The sequence below is a fragment of the Candidatus Frankia alpina genome (genome assembly GCF_902806485.1).
Lineage (GTDB): Bacteria > Actinomycetota > Actinomycetes > Frankiales > Frankiaceae > Frankia > Frankia alpina.
This window is the reverse complement of record NZ_CADCWT010000071.1, coordinates 1-20819: the sequence shown is the minus strand read 5'-3', so window position 1 is coordinate 20819 and position 20819 is coordinate 1. Positions and strand designations below refer to the sequence as shown.

Annotated in this window: 15 protein-coding genes and 1 pseudogene; 14 read left to right on the top strand and 2 right to left on the bottom strand. The window is 72.3% G+C overall.

What is annotated here, in order from left to right:
* The first annotated feature begins 402 nt into the window (after positions 1 to 402).
* Both G6R25_RS10375 and G6R25_RS31385 read left to right on the top strand, forming a co-directional pair.
* Positions 403 to 1506: a glycosyltransferase family 2 protein gene (locus G6R25_RS10375; protein WP_205447025.1), complete on the top strand. Its 1104-nt coding sequence runs from the start codon at positions 403 to 405 to the stop codon at positions 1504 to 1506.
* A 37-nt stretch (positions 1507 to 1543) separates the two neighbouring features.
* Positions 1544 to 1666, top strand: a pseudogene (locus G6R25_RS31385) (pentapeptide repeat-containing protein); the annotation flags it as partial.
* A gap of 249 nt (positions 1667 to 1915) precedes the next feature.
* On the opposite strand, the gene G6R25_RS10370 reads toward G6R25_RS31385, so the two are convergent.
* Positions 1916 to 2611: an MBL fold metallo-hydrolase gene (locus G6R25_RS10370; RefSeq protein ID WP_163552812.1), complete on the bottom strand. Its 696-nt coding sequence runs from the start codon at positions 2609 to 2611 to the stop codon at positions 1916 to 1918.
* 299 nt (positions 2612 to 2910) lie between these two features.
* Between G6R25_RS10370 and uvrA the strand changes: the two genes are divergently transcribed.
* Positions 2911 to 5841: an excinuclease ABC subunit UvrA gene (gene uvrA / locus G6R25_RS10365; protein WP_163552811.1), complete on the top strand. Its 2931-nt coding sequence runs from the start codon at positions 2911 to 2913 to the stop codon at positions 5839 to 5841.
* 64 nt (positions 5842 to 5905) lie between these two features.
* Here the strand turns inward: uvrA and G6R25_RS10360 are convergent, their stop codons facing one another.
* Positions 5906 to 6319, bottom strand: coding sequence for an SsgA family sporulation/cell division regulator (locus G6R25_RS10360; RefSeq protein ID WP_163552810.1), 414 nt, complete (start codon positions 6317 to 6319; stop codon positions 5906 to 5908).
* 250 nt (positions 6320 to 6569) lie between these two features.
* Between G6R25_RS10360 and uvrC the strand changes: the two genes are divergently transcribed.
* The 11 genes from uvrC (at position 6570) to G6R25_RS10305 (ending at position 20492) form a co-directional block, all read left to right on the top strand.
* Entirely contained in the window at positions 6570 to 8996 is a 2427-nt protein-coding gene (uvrC, locus tag G6R25_RS10355; RefSeq protein WP_163552809.1) for an excinuclease ABC subunit UvrC, read from the top strand.
* On the top strand, positions 8993 to 9862 hold the full coding sequence (gene rapZ / locus G6R25_RS10350) for an RNase adapter RapZ (RefSeq protein WP_163552808.1): 870 nt from the start codon (positions 8993 to 8995) through the stop codon (positions 9860 to 9862). Before uvrC ends, rapZ begins: the two co-directional genes overlap by 4 nt.
* A gap of 2 nt (positions 9863 to 9864) precedes the next feature.
* Positions 9865 to 11112, top strand: coding sequence for a gluconeogenesis factor YvcK family protein (locus G6R25_RS10345; protein WP_163552807.1), 1248 nt, complete (start codon positions 9865 to 9867; stop codon positions 11110 to 11112).
* A 5-nt stretch (positions 11113 to 11117) separates the two neighbouring features.
* Positions 11118 to 12104, top strand: coding sequence for a DNA-binding protein WhiA (gene whiA, locus G6R25_RS10340; protein ID WP_163552806.1), 987 nt, complete (start codon positions 11118 to 11120; stop codon positions 12102 to 12104).
* Between the two features lie 502 nt (positions 12105 to 12606).
* Complete coding sequence (gene gap / locus G6R25_RS10335; protein ID WP_136447077.1) at positions 12607 to 13614, top strand: type I glyceraldehyde-3-phosphate dehydrogenase; 1008 nt, start codon at positions 12607 to 12609, stop codon at positions 13612 to 13614.
* A 102-nt stretch (positions 13615 to 13716) separates the two neighbouring features.
* Positions 13717 to 14919, top strand: a complete 1203-nt coding sequence (locus G6R25_RS10330) for a phosphoglycerate kinase (RefSeq protein ID WP_163552805.1) — start codon at positions 13717 to 13719, stop codon at positions 14917 to 14919.
* 33 nt (positions 14920 to 14952) lie between these two features.
* A complete protein-coding gene (gene tpiA / locus G6R25_RS10325) occupies positions 14953 to 15804 on the top strand; it encodes a triose-phosphate isomerase (protein ID WP_268904117.1) in 852 nt (283 codons plus the stop codon).
* A gap of 288 nt (positions 15805 to 16092) precedes the next feature.
* Positions 16093 to 16323 (top strand): preprotein translocase subunit SecG, encoded by a 231-nt coding sequence (gene secG / locus G6R25_RS10320; RefSeq protein WP_011605700.1) that lies wholly within the window; start codon positions 16093 to 16095, stop codon positions 16321 to 16323.
* On the top strand, positions 16320 to 18152 hold the full coding sequence (locus G6R25_RS10315) for an ABC transporter substrate-binding protein (RefSeq protein ID WP_163552803.1): 1833 nt from the start codon (positions 16320 to 16322) through the stop codon (positions 18150 to 18152). The genes secG and G6R25_RS10315 overlap by 4 nt, the downstream gene beginning before the upstream one ends.
* A 228-nt stretch (positions 18153 to 18380) precedes the next feature.
* Positions 18381 to 18716: an RNA polymerase-binding protein RbpA gene (locus tag G6R25_RS10310; RefSeq protein ID WP_136447073.1), complete on the top strand. Its 336-nt coding sequence runs from the start codon at positions 18381 to 18383 to the stop codon at positions 18714 to 18716.
* Between the two features lie 165 nt (positions 18717 to 18881).
* Entirely contained in the window at positions 18882 to 20492 is a 1611-nt protein-coding gene (locus G6R25_RS10305) for a serine/threonine-protein kinase (RefSeq protein WP_163552802.1), read from the top strand.
* The last annotated feature ends 327 nt before the right edge of the window (positions 20493 to 20819 follow it).

Below are 20819 nucleotides of genomic sequence, written 5' to 3'. Positions count from 1 at the left end.
ACTCACACCCCGCAACAATTACCCAACGTCACAAATCGACGCCGGGAATGGCTCATTCTGTCCTGACGATGTCGTGATCCGTACCAGGACTGTTTCCTCTGCATGTTCCGGTGATTTAGGATGACTGGTGCAGCCATGGCCGTGCGCGACTCGCCGGGAAGAGAAACGTTGACCACCACGATGCGCTAGTTACCCTGGTCGCGACCGGTGCCTGGGCCGGTCGGCCGGGCGGGGCCGGTCGCGATGGTCGTCGTGCGCGGGGGTCGGCAAAGGGCACGGCGGGACCGGCGAAATCCTGATCGATCAACCTAGATCGAGGTGTTCGTCGGTGTGCTTCGTGACGTGCGGAGGAGTTATAGCCGATCTCCTGACTATCGCTTTACATTTTAGTGAAGGCGGATGATGCATAGTCTGTTGGCGGTCGTCGTATCCCACGGCGGCTCGACCCGTCTGGACCATTTGCTCTCGGTTCTGGTCGCCATGAGCGGCTGCGGTGCGGTGCTGGTGGAGAACGGCGCACTCGCCGGGCGTCGGGTGCCCGCCGGGGTGCGCGTGCTCGAGGGCCAGGGCAACGTTGGCTACGGCACCGCGGTCAACCTCGCCGTCCGCCACGCCGTCGAGGACGGTCCGGCGCCAGACTGGCTGTTGCTGATCAACAGCGACGTGACGATCCCCCCCAACACCGCGGAGGTCCTGCCGAAGTTGCTCGCCTGGTACCCGCCGTCCATTGACGTCGTGGGTTTCCCGTTCCTCGCCAGCGAGGGCGGCCCCGGACGGTCCCAGGGGGTGCTGCCGACCCCGCGCACGAGCGCCTTCATCACGCTGCGCGGCGAAGCGGCGGCCCTTGCCCGCTGGCCGGAGCTGCGCCACCCGGTCGGCGCCTTCTTCGCCATCCGCGTTCCGACCTTTCTGCGCCTCGGTGGCTTCCGCCCGGACTACTGGATGTACTACGAGGAGACCGATCTGTTCGCCCGGCTGCACGCGGCCGGCGGCCGGATCGCCTGGGCCGACGACGAATGGCCGGTGGTGCACGTCGGCGGCGAAACCGTCGGTCGCTCGGACCTGCTGCACGCCGAGCTCGGTCGTTCGGCCGCCATCTACGCTCGCCGCCATCGCGCCACCCTGGGCTGGAGCTGGCCCGCGGTGCACGGCGGGCAGCTCGCCGTCCTCACCGTCCGCAAACTCGCCACCGGCCGCCCCCAGGACGCGCGACGCGCCGTCGGGATCCTCGCCGGCCTCGTAGCCGGCCTCACGCGGCCGAGCTGGGAACCCGCCGTGCGTTCCCGCTGGCGCGCCGCCCCCGCCGAGACCCGCCGTCGCGTCGGCCACCTCCCGCCGGCCGGCGGCGCTGGGCCCGCTGCCACACGGTTCGGTACCGCCCAGATCGAAATGGCCGGGGCGCGGGGCGGGGCGTCGTCCGTCGCGGCCGCTGCCCCGGCGCCCCGGCCCGGTGAGCTGGAGTCGCGACCCGACCCCTCGGTCGTCGACCCCCTCGCCGCCGGGTAGGCCCCGCAGACCCGCCGCGACCAGCGGAGTAAAACTCGGCGCTCTGATCGCCCTGGACGAGACCCGCCGGGCCAACGCCGAAATCCGTCGCGCGAACGAGAACACCCACGTGCGCGAGCTCTACACCCGTGCCGTCGACCAGCTCGGGTCGGACACCGTCACGCCCGTCGAGCAGGCCATCCACCTGAAAAGCACACCGGCCCACGTCGACCTGCACATCGTGCCGAAAGCGGGTCACTTCAGCTTTATGAACTCGCCCCCGCCGGCATGGCCGACGACGGCGACGACTTCGACCGTGACGGGTTCCTGCGCGATCTCGCGCAGGCAACCCTGGAGTTCGCTCAGCGGGCGGAGCCGTAAGTGGTCCGGCGAGCCCGGCCCTTGAACATCGGGGGAGGGAGGGGCGTTCTCACCAGCCGCGGGCGTGCCATTCGGCGAGGTGGGGGCGTTCGGGGCCGAGGGTGGAGTCGAAGCCGTGGCCGGGGTAGATCCAGGTGGTGTCTGGCAGCGGGCCGAACACCTTGCGCTCCAGGTCGTCCATCAGCGTGACGAAGGCATCGGCGTCACCGAAGGTGTTGCCCGGGCCGCCGGGGAACAGGCAGTCGCCGGTGAACAGGTGTGGGGCGGCGGGGTCGGCGTCGTAGAGCAGCGCGATGGAGCCGGGGGTGTGGCCGACCAGGTGGATCGCGCGCAGGGTCGCCCGGCCGACGGTGATCTCGTCGCCGTCGTGCACGACCCGGGCGGTCGCCACCGGGATTTGTGGGGCGTCGTCGGCGTGGGCGACGGTGGTCGCGCCGGTCGCGGCCACCACCTCGGCGAGTGCCTGCACATGGTCGCCGTGCCGGTGGCTGGTGACCACCGTGGCGAGGCCCGCGTCGCCAACCAGTCGCAGCAGCGTGCCGGCCTCGTTCGCGGCGTCGATGAGCAGCTGCTCCCCGGTGACGGGGCAGCGCAGCAGGTAGGCGTTGTTGTCCGCTGGGCCGACCGCGACCTTGGTCACCGTCAGGCCGGGCAGGGTCCGGGTGTCCGCCGGGCCACCGACGGTGACCTTCCCGGTGTAGCCGCCGGTGGTCGCACTGGCCTCGTCGCCGTGGGCGTTGCTCATGGATGGTTCCCTCTCCGGGCAGACGGCTGGGTCTGGTCGGGCGTCGCGTCCGCCTGAGGTGATTGTCGGCGCCCTGTGAGTCACCGACGCCGCACCCGGCGTGAGACCACGCCGGGTGCGGAACACCCGCTCCAGGCAGGTCGTTACTTTTCGTCAGGTGTCGGCCGTGCCGCCGACTCGCGGGCGGGTGCCCGCCGGACGGTGCCGGCTACCGGCCGTGGAAAAACTGTCGGACCCCATCCGTAGCATGGCCACACTCGCCCAGGTCCGATTTTCCGGAAGATCATGAGGGATCGACGATGGCCGACCGTCTTGTCGTGCGTGGCGCGCGTGAGCACAACCTCCGCGATGTCGATCTCGACCTGCCCCGCGACGGGCTGATCGTCTTCACCGGCATGTCGGGGTCCGGCAAGTCCAGCCTCGCGTTCGACACCATCTTCGCCGAGGGACAGCGGCGCTATGTGGAGTCGCTGTCGGCCTACGCCCGCCAGTTCCTCGGCCAGATGGACAAGCCCGACGTGGACTTCATCGAGGGGCTGTCGCCGGCGGTCTCCATCGACCAGAAGTCGACCTCGCGCAACCCCCGCTCCACCGTCGGCACGATCACCGAGGTCTACGACTACCTGCGCCTGCTGTTCGCCCGCGCCGGTCGGCCGCACTGTCCGAAGTGCGGGCGGCCGATCTCCCGGCAGACCCCGCAGCAGATCGTCGACCGGCTGCTGGAGCTGCCCGAGGGCACCCGCTTCCAGGTGCTCGCCCCCGTGGTCCGCGGGCGCAAGGGCGAGTACCTCGACCTGTTCGCCGAGCTGCAGAGCTCCGGGTTCGCCAGGGCCCGCGTCGACGGCACCGTCGTCGCGCTCACCGACCTGCCGAAGCTGGAGAAACAGCGCAAGCACACGATCGAGGTCGTGGTCGACCGGCTGGCGGCCAAGGAGTCGGCCAAACAGCGCCTGACCGACTCGGTGGAGACCGCGCTGCGCCTGGGCGGCGGCCTGGTCCTCGTCGACTTCGTCGACCGGCCCGCCGACGATCCCGAGCGTGAGCGGATGTACTCCGAGCACCTCGCCTGCCTCTATGACGACCTGTCCTTCGAGGAGCTCGAACCGCGTTCGTTCTCGTTCAACTCGCCCTATGGCGCCTGCCCCGACTGCAGCGGCATCGGCACCCGCAAGGAGGTCGACCCGGAGCTCGTCGTGCCCGATCCGACGCTCTCCCTGGCTCAGGGAGCCGTGGCGCCGTGGGCCGGCGGGCACAACAAGGAGTACTTCGAGCGGCTGCTCAGCGCCCTCTCCGAGGACCTCAGCTTCCGGATGGACACCCCCTGGGGGGGGCTGCCGGAGCGGGCCCGCAAGGCAGTGCTGCACGGCAGCGGCGAGACCGAGATCCACGTCGGCTACACCAACCGCTACGGCCGCAAGCGCTCGTACTACACCTCGTTCGAGGGGGTCATCGGTTTCATCGGCCGCCGCCACCGGGAGGCCGAGTCGGACAGCAGCCGGGAGCGGTACGAGGGCTACATGCGCGACGTGCCCTGCCCGGCCTGCCGCGGCGCCCGGCTCAAACCCGAGTCACTGGCGGTGACTGTCGGCGGCCGGTCCATCGCCGAGGTCGCGGGCATGGCGATCGGCGAGTGCGCCGGGTTCCTGCGCGGGCTGGAGCTCAGCGAGCGGGAGCAGGCGATCGCCGGACGGGTGCTCAAGGAGGTCGACGCGCGGCTGACGTTCCTGCTCGACGTTGGGCTCGACTACCTCTCCCTCGACCGCGCCGCCGGCACCCTGGCCGGCGGGGAGGCGCAGCGCATCCGGCTGGCCACCCAGATCGGCTCCGGCCTCGTCGGGGTGCTCTACGTGCTCGACGAACCGTCGATCGGCCTGCACCAGCGGGACAACCGCCGGCTCATCCAGACCCTGGTGCGGCTGCGTGACCTCGGCAACACACTCATCGTCGTCGAGCACGACGAGGACACCATCCGGGCCGCCGACTGGGTGGTCGACATCGGCCCCGGTGCGGGTGAGCATGGCGGGCGGGTCGTCGTCTCCGGGCCGGTGGCGGAGCTGCTTGCCTCCGAGGAGTCGATCACCGGCGCCTACCTCTCCGGTCGGCGCCAGATCCCGGTGCCCGACATTCGTCGGGTGCCGACGAAGGGCCGGGCACTGACCGTGCACGCCGCCCGCGAGCACAACCTTCGCGACGTCACGGTCTCGTTCCCGCTGGGCTGCTTCGTGGCCGTCACCGGGGTGTCCGGGTCGGGCAAGTCCACCCTCGTCAACGACATTCTCGCCGCCGTGCTGGCGAACAAGCTCAACGGCGCCCGCGAGGTGCCCGGCCGGCATCGGACGGTCAGCGGCCTCGATTATCTCGACAAGGCGGTCAGGGTCGACCAGTCGGCGATCGGCCGCACCCCGCGGTCCAACCCGGCCACCTACACCGGCGTCTTCGACCACATCCGCCGGCTGTTCGCGGAGACCACCGAGGCGAAGGTCCGCGGGTACCTGCCGGGCCGGTTCTCGTTCAACGTCAAGGGCGGGCGGTGCGAGGCGTGCTCCGGTGACGGCACGATCAAGATCGAGATGAACTTCCTGCCGGACGTGTACGTGCCGTGCGAGGTCTGCCACGGCGCCCGGTACAACCGGGAGACCCTCGAGGTGCACTACAAGAGCCGCAACATCGCCGAGATTCTCGACATGCCGATCGATGAGGCGGCCGAGTTCTTCGCCGCGGTGCCGGCGATCGCCCGTCACCTGCGCACGCTCAACGACGTCGGGCTCGGCTACGTCCGCCTCGGCCAGTCGGCGCCGACGCTGTCCGGCGGTGAGGCGCAGCGGGTCAAGCTCGCCTCCGAACTGCAACGGCGATCCACCGGACGGACCGTCTACGTCCTCGACGAGCCGACGACCGGGCTGCACTTCGAGGACATCCGCAAGCTGCTCGGCGTGCTCGGCCGGCTCGTCGACGCCGGCAACACGGTCATCGTCATCGAGCACAACCTCGACGTGATCAAAACGGCGGACTGGATCATCGACATGGGCCCGGAGGGCGGCACCGGCGGCGGGCGGGTCGTCGCCCAGGGTTCACCCGAGGCCGTTGCCGCCGTCGAGGAGAGCCACACCGCGGTCTTCCTACGGGAGATCCTCGGCGGCCGAGTCCCGGCCATCGGCGGGGAGACGGCCGAGGCCGGGGGTGGGGGAGGCGGCCGGCAGCGCCGGCTTGCACAGGCGGCGGCTCGCTGAGGGTCGCGCCTACGGCCCGGCGGGCTGTAGGGCGGTCGCGAGGTCAGTTCTGGAAGTCGCGAGGTCAGTTCTGGAACAAGTTCGCCAGGACGGTGTCCAGCTCCTGCTCGGGGTGCTCCTGGCCGGTCGGCACCAGCCGTTCGGTGCGGTCCAGGAAGCTGCGCAGCGACGATGTCGCGAGGACGACGACGGAGTGGCGCTTCCCGTCGACGAGATCCAGCCGGACGCCGCCCCGCGTGAAGTCCGGGCCGATCCGCACGTCGCCGTCGCCGGTCGCCGTCTCCAGACCGGCGCGCAGCGCGTCGCGGGGCGCCACCCAGCTGCCCTGCGGCAGCGCAGGGTGCTCCGGCCTGGACACCAGGGTCATGGACACGGCCAACGGATCGCACGCGCGCCAGCAGATCTGGAACACCGTCACCCGCCCACGGCTGACCGCGTCGTCCACGAGGAACTCCGCCGTGACGTCCTCACCAAGCACGTGCTGGCTCCCTCGGTTCGCTTGCCCGATGTGTCGAGAGTCGCAGCCCCCCGCGCCGGGCGCCAGCGGGGGCACCCGAAACAACGGAAAGTCCCGAATTAATCACCGTCGGCTGGAGATTCTGGTGCCTCCGGTCACCCACTTGCCACGCCTTGAGGGAGCCCGCCGATGAGGCCGCACGCTATGCGTGATGCAATGGTTACGTGCAGGCGCTGCTCGTGTGGGATGATGGTCGCCGTAGGCTCGGTTCATGGCTGATCCGGCGTCCTACCGGCCCGCGCCGGGCTCGATCCCCGAGACTCCCGGCGTCTACCGCTTCCGCGACGAGCACGGCCGCGTGCTCTACGTGGGCAAGGCCAAGAACCTGCGGGCCCGGCTGGCCAACTACTTCGCCGATCTGCACACGCTCCACCCACGCACCCAGCACATGGTCCAGGCGGCCAGCGGCGTCGACTGGACCGTGGTCACCACGGAGGTCGAAGCCCTCCAGCTCGAGTACACGTGGATCAAGGAGTTCGATCCGCGCTTCAACGTCCGCTATCGCGACGACAAGAGCTACCCGAGTCTCGCGGTGACCCTCCACGAGGAGTTCCCGCGTCTGCAGGTCATGCGGGGACCGAAGCGCAAGGGCGTGCGGTACTTCGGTCCGTACGCCCACGCCTGGGCGATCCGGGAGACCCTGGACCTGCTGCTGCGCGTCTTCCCTGCGCGCACCTGCTCGGCAGGGGTGTTCAAGCGGGCCGGGCAGGTCGGCCGGCCGTGCCTGCTCGGCTACATCGACCGCTGCTCGGCGCCCTGCGTCGGCCGGGTGGACGCCGAGACCCACCGGGAGATCGTCGACGACTTCTGCGACTTCATGTCCGGGCAGACCGGCCGCTACCTGCGCCGCCTCGAGCAGCAGATGCAGCAGGCGGCCTCGGCCCAGGAGTACGAGCGGGCCGCGCGGCTGCGTGACGACGCCGGCGCCCTGCGGCGTGCCATCGAGAAGCAGGCCGTCGTCCTGCCCGACGGCACCGACGCCGACGTGATCGCCTTCGCCGAGGACGAGCTGGAGGCCGCGGTCGCGATCTTCTACGTCCGTGGCGGGCGGGTGCGCGGGCAGCGCGGCTGGGTGGTTGACAGGCTCGACGAGGTGACCACGGCCGACCTCGTCGAACAGTTCCTCACCCAGGAGTACCTGGAGGGCACGTCGCTCACCATCGCGGGCACCGTCGCCGCGCGGGATGGGGCCGTCAGGGAGGCCGCCCCCGGCGATGGCGGCGAGCCGTCGGTCGGGCGGGGGACCTCGGGCCGGGCGGGCGGGCCCATGCCGCCGGCCCGTTCACCACGCACCGACCCGCAGGGCGCGGGCATCCCGCGCGAGATCCTCGTGCCCACTCTGTCCGCGGACGCGGACGCCGTGGCCGAGCTGCTCGGCGCCGCCCGCGGCGGGCGGGTCGAGGTCCGGGTGCCCCGCCGGGGCGACAAGCGCACCCTCATGGAGACCGTGGAGCGCAACGCCCGTCAGGCGCTGGCGTTGCACCGCACGAAGCGGGCCAGCGACCTGACCGCCCGCAGCCGGGCGCTCGCCGAGCTGCAGGAGGCCCTGGAGCTGCCGGACGCGCCGCTGCGCATCGAGTGCTACGACGTGTCGAACATCCAGGGCACCAACGTGGTCGCGAGCATGGTCGTCTTCGAGGACGGGCTGGCGCGCAAGTCGGAGTACCGTCGGTTCTCCATCCGTGGCAGCGCGGGCGGCGCCGGCCACGAGCACGGGCGGGCGGACGCCGGGCAGGACGACGTCGCCAGCATGTACGAGACCATCCACCGGCGGTTCTCCCGCTACCTCGCCGAGCGGGCCCGCACCGGGGAGCTCGTCGACATCGCCGACCCCGAGGTCGACCCCGCAGCCAACCCCACAGTCGACCCCACAAACGACCCCGCGGTCGACGGTCCCGCCGGCCCCGAGGCCGGCGTGCGAGACGGGCGGGATCGGGTCGTCTCGTCGGGCGCGGCACAGCCGATCGACCCGGACACCGGCCGTCCCCGCAAGTTCGCCTACCCGCCGAACCTCGTCGTCGTCGACGGCGGCCCGCCGCAGGTCGCCGCGGCCGCCCGTGCCCTCGACGAGCTGGGCATCGACACCGGGCCCGGCGGGGTGGCGCTGTGCGGGCTCGCGAAGCGGCTGGAGGAGGTCTGGTTGCCCGATTCGGCGGAGCCGGTGATTCTGCCTCGAACCTCCGAGGCGCTGTACCTGTTGCAGCGGGTCCGGGACGAGGCGCACCGCTTCGCCATCGGCTACCACCGCCAGAAACGATCCGCCGCGATGGTGACCTCCGCGCTCGACGACGTGCCGGGCCTCGGGGAAACCCGGCGCAGGGCGCTGCTGCGGCAGTTCGGTTCCGTGGCGAAGGTGCGGGCGGCGAGTGCCGAGCAGATCGCCGAGGTTCCCGGCATCGGGCCGCGTACCGCCGCGGCCATCCTCGCGGCGCTCGGCCGGTCCGCGCCGGGGACCGCCGCCGCGCCCGCGCCCGCCGTCGACCCCCGCACCGGTGAGATCCTCGACGAGGCGCTACCTTCGGCCCCGGCGGACCCTGACCCGGCGCGGACCGCACCGGCGCTCGCGGCGGCCGATCCCGCCGATCCCGCCGCTACGGTGCGCTACGCGCACCATGCCGACTCGGGAAGGGCGTCATGACCACCCCGACCCTCGACCTCGCCATCATCACGGGCCTGTCCGGCGCGGGCCGTAGCACCGCGGCCAAGTGCCTGGAGGACCTCGGCTGGTTCGTCGTCGACAACCTGCCACCCGCGCTGCTGGCCACCATGGCGGAGCTCGGCCACCGCTCCGGGGGCGCGGTCAGCCGGATCGCCGTGGTCGTGGACGTCCGCGGCCGGGCGTTCTTCTCCGACCTGCGGGCCGCGGTCGCGGCGCTGGACGCCCGCGGTATGCATCCGCGGATGCTCTTCCTCGAGGCCAGTGACGACGCGCTCATCCGGCGGTTCGACCACGTCCGCCGGCCACATCCGTTGCAGGGCGAAGAGCGGGTCGTCGACGGCATCGGCCGGGAACGGGCGCTGCTCGCCGAGCTGCGCGGCGAGGCCGACCTCGTCCTCGACACCACGGATCTGAACGTCCACGAGCTGCGGTCGAAGATCGATGCGGCGTTCGGGCAGCCGGATGCGAACCGGCTCAACGCGACCGTGGTGTCGTTCGGGTACAAGTACGGGCTGCCGCTGGACGCCGACCTCGTCGCCGACTGCCGGTTTCTGCCCAACCCGCACTGGGTGGAGGAGCTGCGTCCCTACACCGGGCGGGATCCGCAGGTGCGCAGCTACGTCCTCGCCCAACCCGGGGCGCAGGAGTTCCTCGACCAGTATGCAGCCCTGCTGCGCCTGGTCGGGGAGGGCTACGCGCGGGAGGGCAAGCGGTACCTGACCCTCGCCGTCGGTTGTACCGGCGGCAAGCACCGCAGCGTGGCGATGGCCGAGCAGCTCGGCGCGCGACTGGCCGCCGACGGCGTCGGCGTCCGGGTCGTGCACCGCGATCTGGGACGGGAGTGAACGTGCCGGAGTCCGTCGACCCACCCGGTCCCGGCCGTGAGCCCCGGGCCGCGCAGGCCGCCGACGCCGGGCGGCAGCCGGCGGTCGTCGCCTTCGGCGGCGGCCACGGGCTCGCCGCCTCTTTGGCCGCGTTGCGCCAGCTCACCTCGGCGCTCACCGCGGTGGTGACCGTCGGCGACGACGGCGGCTCGTCGGGGCGGCTGCGCGCGGAGTTCGGCGCGCTGCCCATGGGCGACCTGCGGATGGCGCTGGCCGCGCTCGCCGGCCCGGACGGCCCGCCCGCGACCTGGGCGGAGCTCTTCCAGCACCGGTTCGCCGGCTCCGGGCCGTTGGCCGGGCACGCGGTGGGGAACCTGGTGCTGATCGGGCTGGCCGAGCGCACCGGCTCCCCGGTGGCCGCGCTCGACCTCGCCGCCGGCCTGCTCGGGGCGAGGGGCCGGGTGCTGCCGCTGTCCACGGCGGGGATCGACATCGTCGCCGACGTCATCGGGCTGGACCCGGCCGCACCTGGGGCGGTGACCGAGGTACGCGGGCAGGCCGCGGTGGCCACCACGTCGGGGCGGGTGGCCGGCGTGCGGCTGGCGCCGGCGGAACCGGCGGCCTGCGCGGAGGCGGTGGCGGCGGCGCAGGCGGCCGACTGGCTCGTCCTCGGCCCGGGTTCGCTCTACACAAGCATGCTGCCGCACCTGCTGGTACCCGGGATGCGGCGGGCGATCACCACCGCGCGGGCGCGCACGCTGATGGTCCTCAACCTGGCCGCCCAGCCGGGGGAGACCGCCGGGTACACCCCGCAGGCCCACCTCGACGCCCTGCGCCGGCACGTGCCCGGCCTGCGCCTGGACGTCGTGATCGCCGATCCGAGCGCCGTGCCCGAGCCCGACCCGCTCGCGCGGGCCGCGGCGGATCTCGGCGCCCGGCTGCATCTGGCGCCAGTGCGGGTGCCCGGCGCACCCGTGCACGACCCAGCCCGCCTCGCCGCGGCCTTCCGCGCAGTATTCGGGACGGTCGAGCGGGTCGGGAGGACCGAGCAGGTCGGGACGGTCGAGCGGGTTGGGGCGGTCGAGCAGGCCGCGGCACCCGGGGGCAGGTCGGCGGCGCCGCCGCCGGCCGTCCGCACCGGACCGTCCACGCCCCCTGCCCCGTCGGCCCCGCGGGCGTCGTCCGCGGGGGGCAGCCGGCAGCCGCTCACGAAATACCCATCGTCCGGCGGCGCCGTGCGCCGGACCCCATTCGGTGAAGCCAAGGAGTGATCGGTGTGGCGGCGATGACGGCCACCGTCAAGGATGAACTGAGTCGGCTACGGGTCGCGAAGCCCTGTTGTCGGCGGGCCGAGATGGCAGCCCTGCTGCGTTTCGGCGGGGGGCTGCACATCGTCGGGGGCCGCATCGTGGTGGAGGCGGAGCTCGATACGGGCGCGGCCGCGCGCCGGTTGCGCCGGGAGGTCGCCGAGGTCTTCGGCTTCCCGTCCACGGTGGCGGTGCTCGCCGCCGGCGGGCTGCGCCGGTCGGTGCGGTACATCGTGCGGGTCGAACGCGACGGTGAGCAGCTTGCCCGCTCGACGGGGCTGCTCGACCAGCGTGGCCGGCCCGTGCGCGGGCTGCCGCCCCAGGTCGTCACGGGCTCGGCCTGCGACGCGGCGGCGGCCTGGCGGGGCGCGTTTCTCGCCCACGGGTCGTTGACGGAACCGGGCCGGTCCTGCTCACTGGAGGTGACCTCGCCCGGTCCGGAGGCGGCGCTGGCGCTGGTTGGGGCGGCGCGGCGCCTCGGTGTGCAGGCCAAGAGCCGCGACGTGCGTGGGGTCGACCGGGTGGTCATCCGGGACGGGGACGCCATCGGCGCGCTGCTGACCAAGATCGGTGCGCACGACAGCCTGATGGCCTGGGAGGAGCGGCGGATGCGCCGCGAGGTCCGGGCGACGGCGAACCGCCTGGCGAACTTCGACGACGCCAACCTGCGCCGGTCGGCCCGCGCCGCGGTCGCGGCCGGGGCACGGGTGCAGGCGGCGATGCGCATCCTCGGCGACGACGCGCCCGAGCACCTGCTCGCCGCGGGCCGGCTGCGTCTGGAGCACGCCCAGGCGTCGCTGGAGGAGCTGGGCGCGCTCGCCGACCCGCCGCTGACCAAGGATGCCGTCGCCGGGCGGATCCGGCGGCTGCTGGCGCTCGCGGACAAGCGGGCGAACTCTCTCGGCATCCCCAACACCGAGGCAAGCGTGTCACCGGATCTGCTGGAGAACGCCTGAGTGCTGCCAATGCGTCATCTGGTCGATTCTGGGCATTTCGCTAGTTAGATCATCGCTATTCCTGATATAGGCGCCCGTTGGTGGCGGTGCGTGCCGAGGTCGGCCCGACGATGCCCGATCGTCCGTGGAATAATCGGGGGGTAGCACCATCGGGATCGCACCCAGGGGACGGTGCAGGCCTCGCGCTGCGGGGGTGCCCGAACGGTGGGGCGGCTCGGACGGTGTGGCAGGCAAGCGCGGGACGTGCCTGGCCCGGGGGGTCAGGCGGGGATCGGCGGGAACCTCCGGATGCGGAGCATCGTCGTGACCGGGTGGGAGCAGGTCCCCGACGGGTGCGCGGCCTCGTGTGAGGAGACCGACACCGCACGGTTCGGATTACCGCCGATGATGTGCGAACTCGTTAGGCTCCTGCCTCGACAACGAGATACCGAACTTCGGTCATGACGCAAGCGGCGTCATGACTGTGGAAACGACGAGACAAGACGGTAGGGGAGTCCTGGACGTGGCTACGCGGGTGGGTGTCAACGGCTTCGGGCGGATCGGCCGTAACTTCTGGCGGGCGCTTGCAGCGAGCAAGCGGAGCGACCTCGAGATCGTCGCCGTCAACGACCTGACCGACAACAAGACCCTCGCGCACCTTCTCAAGTACGACACCACCCTGGGCACGCTGGCCGCTCCGGTCAGCGTCGCCGAGGAGGGCATCCGGGTCGGCGATACCCTGATCAAGGTCCTCGCCGAGCGCGACCCGGCCGCGCTGCCGTGGGGTGAGCTGGGTGTGGACATCGTCATCGAGTCCACCGGCCGGTTCACCAAGGCCGCCGACGCGGGCAAGCATATCAAGGCGGGTGCCAAGAAGGTCATCATCTCGGCCCCGGCGAAGGACGAGGACATCACCATCGTCGTGGGCGTGAACGACGACGCCTACGACCCGGCGAAGCACCACATCCTGTCCAACGCCTCCTGCACCACGAACTGCGTGGCGCCGATGGCCAAGGTCCTCGACGAGGCGTTCGGCATCAGCCAGGGCCTCATGACCACCATCCACGCCTACACCAACGACCAGGTCATCCTGGACTTCCCGCACGAGGACCTGCGCCGGGCCCGGGCGGCGGCGCAGAACATCATCCCGACGACCACCGGTGCCGCCAAGGCCACCGCGCTGGTCCTGCCGCACCTCAAGGGCAAGCTCGACGGCCTGGCCATGCGGGTGCCGGTGCTCGACGGTTCTGTCACCGACCTGGTCGCCACGCTGAACAAGCCGGCCACCAAGGAGGAGGTCAACGCGGCGTTCAGGGCGGCGGCCGAGGGTCCGCTCAAGGGCTACCTGGTCTACACCGAGGACCCGATCGTCTCCTCCGACATCGTGAACACCCCGGCGTCCTGCACCTTCGACTCGCTGCTGACGATGTCCGCCGGCAACCAGGTCAAGATCGTCGGCTGGTACGACAACGAGTGGGGCTACTCCAACCGGCTGGTCGACCTGACCGCCCTGGTCGGCGCCCGCCTCTAGGAGCCGTTCCGGTCGGGGCCGCCGTCCGCGGTCCCGGCCGTCGTGGTTGCCGCATCGCCCCGTCTCCCATCCCCGGTCTCGAGCCCAATGGAGTAACCAAGAGTGAGGACGATCGACGACCTGCAGGTCGCCGGGCACCGCGTCCTGGTCCGCAGTGACCTGAACGTGCCACTGGACCGTTCGGGCGACACCCCGCGCATCACCGACGACGGCCGGGTCCGAGCCAGTGTCCCGACGATCGCTGCGCTGCTGGACCGCGGCGCGCGGGTGATCGTGACCTCCCATCTGGGCCGCCCCAAGGGCGAGCCCGACCCCAAGTACTCGCTGGAGCCGGTCGCGGCCCGGCTGAGTGAACTGCTCGGCCGGCCGGTGGCCTTCGCCGGCGAAGGCACCGGTGACATCGCGGGCGCCCGCGCGCACGAGGTCGTCGCGAGCCTCGGCGACGGCGAGGTGGCGCTGCTGGAGAACCTGCGCTTCGCGCCGGGGGAGACCAGCAAGGACGCCGTGACCCGGGCGTCGTTCGCGGACGCGCTGTCCGCCCTGGCCGAGTTCTACGTCGGCGACGCCTTCGGCGCGGTCCACCGGGCTCACGCCAGCGTCGTCGACGTACCCAAGCGGCTGCCGCACGCCGCGGGCCGGCTGGTGCTCACCGAGCTCGACGTGCTGCGCCGGCTCAGCGCCGATCCCGCCCGCCCTTATGCGGTGGTCCTCGGTGGCTCGAAGGCGTCGGACAAGCTCGGGGTCATCCGCGCCCTGCTGCCCAAGGTCGACGCGCTGCTCGTCGGCGGTGGCATGTGCTTCACCTTCCTGGCGGCCCTGGGATACGGTGTCGGGGGCTCCCTGCTCGAGTCCGAGATGATCGACACCTGCAAGGCGCTGCTCGCCGAGGGTCGGGATCGGATCGTGCTGCCGATCGACATCGTCGTCGCCGACCGCTTCGCCGCCGACGCCCAGACGGCGGTCGTCGCCGCCGACGGCATCGCGGACGGCTGGCTCGGCCTGGACATCGGCCCGCAGTCCACGGCACTGTTCGCCGGGCGGCTCGCCGGCGCCGCCACCGTGTTCTGGAACGGCCCGATGGGCGTGTTCGAGCTCGCGCCGTTCGCCGCCGGCACCCGTGGGGTCGCCGAGGCGATCGCCGCCGGGGACGGCTTCTCCGTGGTGGGCGGCGGGGACTCCGCCGCCGCCGTGCGCACGCTCGGCATCCCCGAGGACGCCTTCAGCCACATCTCCACCGGCGGTGGAGCGAGCCTGGAGTACCTCGAGGGCAAGACGCTGCCCGGCCTCGCGGCGCTCGATGTCTGAGACCGCCTCGATGTCCGGGATCGGTGGCCGGTGATGGCGCCGCTGGGCCGGGGACGTTCCGTTCGGGGTACCGAGAAGGGTAAGAACCGCGTGAGCAAGGACAAGGGCACCGGGCGGCGCACGCTGGTGGCCGGCAACTGGAAGATGAACCTCAACCACCTCGAGGCCATCGCGCTGGTGCAGAAGATCGCCTTCGATCTCAAGCCCGCGGAGCTCGAAACCGTCGAGGTCGTCGTCATCCCGCCGTTCACCGACCTGCGCAGCGTCCAGACGCTGGTCGACGGCGACAAGCTCGCCCTGGGCTACGGCGGGCAGGACCTCTCCCCGCACGGCTCGGGCGCGCATACCGGTGACATCAGCGGACCGCTGCTGGCCAAGCTCGGCTGCTCCTACGTCGTCGTCGGGCACTCCGAGCGCCGCGCCGACCATCACGAGGACGACGCCCAGGTCGCCGCGAAGGCGAAGGCGGCCTACGCCGCCGGGATCACGCCGATCCTGTGCGTCGGCGAAGTCGAGGAGATCCGCGCGGCCGGCACCCACGTCGAACATGTACTGGGCCAGCTCGCCGGGTCCCTCGCCGGGATCACCGCCGAGCAGGTCGCGACGATCGTCATCGCCTACGAGCCGGTGTGGGCGATCGGTACCGGCCGCACGGCGTCCGCCCAGGACGCCCAGGACATGTGCGCCGCCGTGCGCGGGCAGCTCGCCCGGCTCTACGGCGACGAGGTGGCCGCGGGCATTCGCGTGCTCTACGGCGGCTCGGTGAAGGCGGCGAACGCCGGCGAGCTGTTCACCATGCCCGACGTCGACGGCGGGCTCGTCGGCGGGGCCAGTCTCGTCGCCGAGGAGTTCGTCGGCATCGTGCGCAGCGGTCCGCCCGCCTGAGACGGCCTGAACCGAGAGCCCGGCCGGGTGTGACCCCGACCGGGCTCTTGCTATACCGCGGCCACCCACCAGCCCCTCGCGGTGCTGGTTTCCGCGGGGCCTCGCCGGTGCGAGCGGATATTGTTGCCTGGCGACGTGCCGAGACCGCTTGACCCCTGACGGTCGCTGGATTCATTCACGTCGCTGGAGGGCGCAGGAGGTGTGCAGGGCCGTGGAGCCTCCACTGTCGCGGAGGCGAGTCGGGTGCGGGCGTCCTGCCACCTCCCCGAGGAGCGGGAGCTGGTCTGAATGACGGTCGGTCTGTCGATCGCCTTGATCATCGCGAGTATTCTGATGATCCTGCTCGTCTTGTTGCACCGGGCCAAGGGCGGTGGTCTGTCCACCCTGTTCGGCGGAGGCGTGTCCTCGTCGCTCGGTGGTTCCTCCGTCGTGGAGAAGAACCTCGACCGGCTGACCGTCCTGGTCGGAACCGTCTGGTTCGTCTGCATCATCGGTCTCGGTCTGCTGCTGAAGAATTGAACGCCCCGCGCGCCTGTCGCCGTCCCCGCAGGCCGGCGGCGTTTCGACTTGCGGCGCTCGCCGCCGTTCTCACCGTCGTTGTCGCGGCCTGCAGCGGCGGTTCCGGCGACTCCGGCCGCCTGGCCGCCCCCAGCCCCACCCCGACGGCCGCCGCCGCGACCCCGCCGGCGGCCAAGCCCGGGGGCACCCTGGGCATCGTCACCCAGACGATGCCCAGCGGGGACCCGGGCTGGGCCGACCAGCCCGGTGAACGGGCCGTCGCCCGGCTTGTCACCCGCCAGCTCTACAGCTACCCGACCGACGCCGATCCTGCGAGGCCGACGGTCCCGCGGCCCGACCTGGCCACCGGGGCGCCGATCGTCACCGAGAACGGTCTAGTCTACACCGTCCGGCTGCGCGCGGCGGCCCGCTGGGACACCCCGAATCAGCGGCGGATCACGGCCAACGACGTCGCCCGCGGCATCAAGCGGCTGTGCGTGCCGCCGGACCCCTCGCCGCTGCGCGGCTACTTCGCCGCGACGGTTGTCGGCTTCCGTGAGTTCTGCACCGAGCTCGCGGCGATCCCGGTCGGGGACGCCGCCGCCTTCGTCGAAAGCAACACCGTCGAGGGGGTGGAGATCGTCGGCGATGACACCGTCGCGTTCCATCTGCTCGCCCCGGTGAACGACTTCGTCGACGTGCTGGCCCTGCCGGCGGCGTCGCCGGTGCCGCTGGAGGCGCTGGCCTACCCGCCAGACTCGCCGGAGTACCTGCACAGCCTGGTCTCCGACGGGCCCTACCGGTTCACCGTCGCCCCCGACGACGACGCCACCGTGGGCTACCGGCTGGCCCGCAACCCGTCGTGGAGCGCCTCCTCGGACGGCATCCGCCGGGCACTGCCCGACCACATCACGATCACCGACGGGCTGTCCTCCGCACAGATGCAGCAGCAGCTCGAGCGCGGCGACGCGGACGTGTCGCTCGACGGCGAGCTGCCGGCCGGACGGGCCGCGGAGCTCGCGAAGGCCCAGGACCCGCGTCTCGTCGTCGACCCGGTGGGTTCCACCCTGGCGCTGACGGTCGGCCTCGACGGGCCGTCCGCGGCCGCCCTGCGTGAGCCGGTCATCCGCCAGGCGCTGCCCTACTGCATCGACCGGGTGAGCCTGGCCGCGGCGCTCGGCGGCCCCGAGTTCGCCGCCACCACGGGCGGGCTGATGCAGGAGCCGATGACGGGCTACCACGATGCCGACCCCTTCCCGAGCCCCGCGGGCCTGGGCGATCCGGCCCGCTGCAGGGAGGCGCTCAGCCAGACCCCCGGCGGTCCCGTCACGGCGCTGTCGGTGCTCACCACGGACAGCGCCACCGACGCGGCGGTCGCCGAGGCGCTGCGGACGTCGTTCGCCCGCGCCGGTGTCCGCCTCGACGTCCGGATCCGCACCGGTGCGCGGTTCGCCGCGGCGGCGGTCCACCCCACCGACCAGTTCTGGGACCTGGCGCTGTCCACGATCGCTCCGGCCTGGTTCGGCGACGCCGGGCGCACGGTCTTCCAGCCGCTGCTGGACGACCAGTGGCTCGGCCCGCGCCCCGCGGACGGCGGCTACCGCGACCCGAACGCCACGCGTCAGCTCGAGGACGCTCTGCGGGCCACGACGGAGACGACCGCGGCCGCCTCCTGGGGAGCGTTGGAGCAGACGGTCGTCGGCAGCGCCGCGGTGATCCCGCTGGCGGTCGTGCACACCCCGGTGTTCCACAGCGCGGGCGTCACGACGTTCGAGATCGTCCCCTCGATCGGCACGGCCGATCCGTCTGCGGTGTCGCTCGGATCCGGATGGCGCCCGACCCATCCATGATCGTCCCGGCTGTGCATGGCCGGGTTGGGGTGGTCGGTGCATCCACGTTGGGCCCTGGCGGCCTACACTCCCCCCCAAGACGTACCCGGAGGGACAACCGGGGGGAGTGGCCGGGAACGTCATGCTTGCGGAACCGGCTGTCGGTTCCCGCGGTGGAGCACACCGCGGTTCCGCCGCAGCGGATTCCGGGCTACCACCCATGGGACGAGACGAAGGAGCACGCGGGCCGTGGCAGGTGGCAACGCCATCCGGGGGAGCCGGGTCGGGGCTGGACCGATGGGAGAGGCGGAGCGGGGCGAGACCGCGCCCCGCCAGCGCATCTCCTTCTGGTGCGCCAACGCGCACGAGACGAAACCGTCGTTCGCCGCGGACGCGGCCATCCCCGACACGTGGGACTGTCCGAGCTGTGGCTTTCCGGCGGGGCGGGACCGGGACAACACCCCGGCCCCGCCGCGGACCGAGCCGTACAAGACCCATCTCGCCTACGTCCGGGAGCGGCGTAACGAGAAGGACGGCGAGGCGATCCTCGCGGAAGCGCTCGCCAAGCTGCGGGGTGCCCCCTAGGCTCTGGATCAGGGCCTGAAGCCCGCCCGGTCCCGGCCCGTGCCGCGCTCGCGGTGGCGACCGTTCGGGGCTGGGCAGGCGGCTTGCCGTCGGTGCTCGTCCGCGGGTGCGCGGGGGAGGGAACCGAGCCGGCCCTGCCGGGCCCACCGCCGAGGATGATGCGCTGTGACAGTGGATGATGTCGGCGCCGGTCGGCTGGTCGCGGGACGCTACCGGTTGGCCGAATGGCTGGGCGCCGGCGGGATGGGCACCGTCTGGCGGGCGTACGACGAGGTGCTGCGGGTCGACGTCGCGGTCAAGGAGATCCGGTTCCCGGCCGACCTCGACGACGCCGAGCGGGCCGGCCAGGTCGACACGGCGATGCGGGAGGCCCGCAATGCCGCCAGGCTGCGAGGCAATCCGCACGTCGTGACCGTCCACGACGCCGTCGAGCAGGACGGCCTGCCGTGGATCGTGATGGACTACGTGCCCGCCGCCACCCTCGCCGCCACCGTCGAACGGCGGGGACCACTGTCGGCGGAGCGCGCCGCCCAGGTGGGTCTCGCCGTCCTCGACGCTCTCGTCGCCGGTAAGCGGCTTGGTGTGCTGCACCGCGACGTCAAGCCGTCCAACATCCTGTTGGCACACGACGGCCGGGTGCTGCTCACCGACTTCGGCATCGCCACGCGTGTCTCCGACCCGACGCTCACCGGTGGTCTCGGCAGCGGCGGAACCCCCGCCTACATGGCCCCCGAGCGGCTGCTCGGCGGCGCGGCGACCCTGGCCGGCGACCTGTTCGCGCTCGGCGCCACCCTGTACCTCGCGGTCGAAGGTGTCTCCCCGTTCCAGCGGGAGAGCGTGCCGCTGACCGTCGGCGCGGTGGTCCACGCCGACCCGCCCGATTTCACCCGCGCCGGGCCGCTGGTTCCCGCGAGCATGGGACTGCTGGCCAAGAGCCCGGCGAGCCGCCTGCGCCCGGACGGCGCGTACGCCCTGCTCACCCGGGCGTTGTCCGCCTCCGCGCGGGCGCGCCCCGAGACCGGCGCGCGGCGGCGGGTCGCGGGCGGCGTGGCCGCAGCGGTCCCGGTGGTCCGCAGCGGTGCGGCGGTGGATGGTGCGGCGGTGGACGGTTCGGCGGGTCGGTTCGTGGGCGGCGGCGTGGGGGGTGCCGCGAGCGGTCGCCGGGCGGGCCGCCCGACCGCCGGGGACGGGCCGGCGACGCCGGTGTCCCTGGTGGCGCCGCCGCGGCGTCCCATGGGCGGCGAGTCGGGGCGGAGCCCCGCGGGCGGCGCGGTGGCGGGGCGGCGCCCGGCGGTCAGCGGGCCCCAGCGGTCGGGGCCGAGCGGGGCGCGCCGGGACCGGCGGCTGGCTGGCCTGGTGCTCGCCGCACTGCTGCTGGTCGTGGCGGTGGCGGGCGGGATCGTCCTGATCACCACCGGTGGTAATGGCGGTGGTGGCAGGGAGCTGCCTGCCGGCATGATCGGGCGGTGGCAGGGCACGGTCGCGCAGGACAAGACCTCGTACCCGGCCGAGCTGACCCTCGACGGCGGTCGGGTCGGCGAGACTCTCGGCCGCACCTGGAACCCGCGCGACGGCTGCGCTGCCGACCTGCGACTGCTCGCCGTCGACGGCGTCGAGGCTCGCTTCGCCGAAGGGCTCACCGCGGGTGCCGGGGTATGCGCCGCGATCGAGGCCGAGGTCCTTGTGCTGGGCACCGACGGCACCCTCGACTACCACTACCCGGCGTCCCCGCTCTCCTCCGGCGGCCATGCGGTGCTGCACCGCGTGCCCGAGTGACGCCGGCGCCGATGCTGGCTCGATCACGACGAATATCCGCGGGGGGTCCCTAACTGACCCCGCTGGTCCCGCCGCCCGGCCGCTGCCGTCCGCCTGCCCGGCTTCCGGCCAGATCGCGGCCAGATCGTGCCGAGGTTTAGTCACGGTTTTATCGTCGAAAACCGTGACTAAACCTCGGCACGATTCTGCGCATAAACGATTACAGAAAGACATGAAGGATGCGGTGGCCGGAGGGGCGTACAGAACCCCGAGGCGACCCACCCACCCATCTAGTAGGGCTTTGTTAGGTGTCGTTGAGTTGTGGTTTCAAGCGATCTGGTGACGGAT

Bases quoted from the DNA above. Each gene is read 5' to 3' on its own strand.
- G6R25_RS10375 (WP_205447025.1), top strand. From the start codon at position 403: ATGCATAGTCTGTTGGCGGTCGTCGTATCCCACGGCGGCTCGACCCGT.
- G6R25_RS10370 (WP_163552812.1), bottom strand. From the start codon at position 2,611: ATGAGCAACGCCCACGGCGACGAGGCCAGTGCGACCACCGGCGGCTAC.
- uvrA (WP_163552811.1), top strand. From the start codon at position 2,911: ATGGCCGACCGTCTTGTCGTGCGTGGCGCGCGTGAGCACAACCTCCGC.
- uvrC (WP_163552809.1), top strand. From the start codon at position 6,570: ATGGCTGATCCGGCGTCCTACCGGCCCGCGCCGGGCTCGATCCCCGAG.
- rapZ (WP_163552808.1), top strand. From the start codon at position 8,993: ATGACCACCCCGACCCTCGACCTCGCCATCATCACGGGCCTGTCCGGC.
- tpiA (WP_268904117.1), top strand. From the start codon at position 14,953: ATGGCGCCGCTGGGCCGGGGACGTTCCGTTCGGGGTACCGAGAAGGGT.
- secG (WP_011605700.1), top strand. From the start codon at position 16,093: ATGACGGTCGGTCTGTCGATCGCCTTGATCATCGCGAGTATTCTGATG.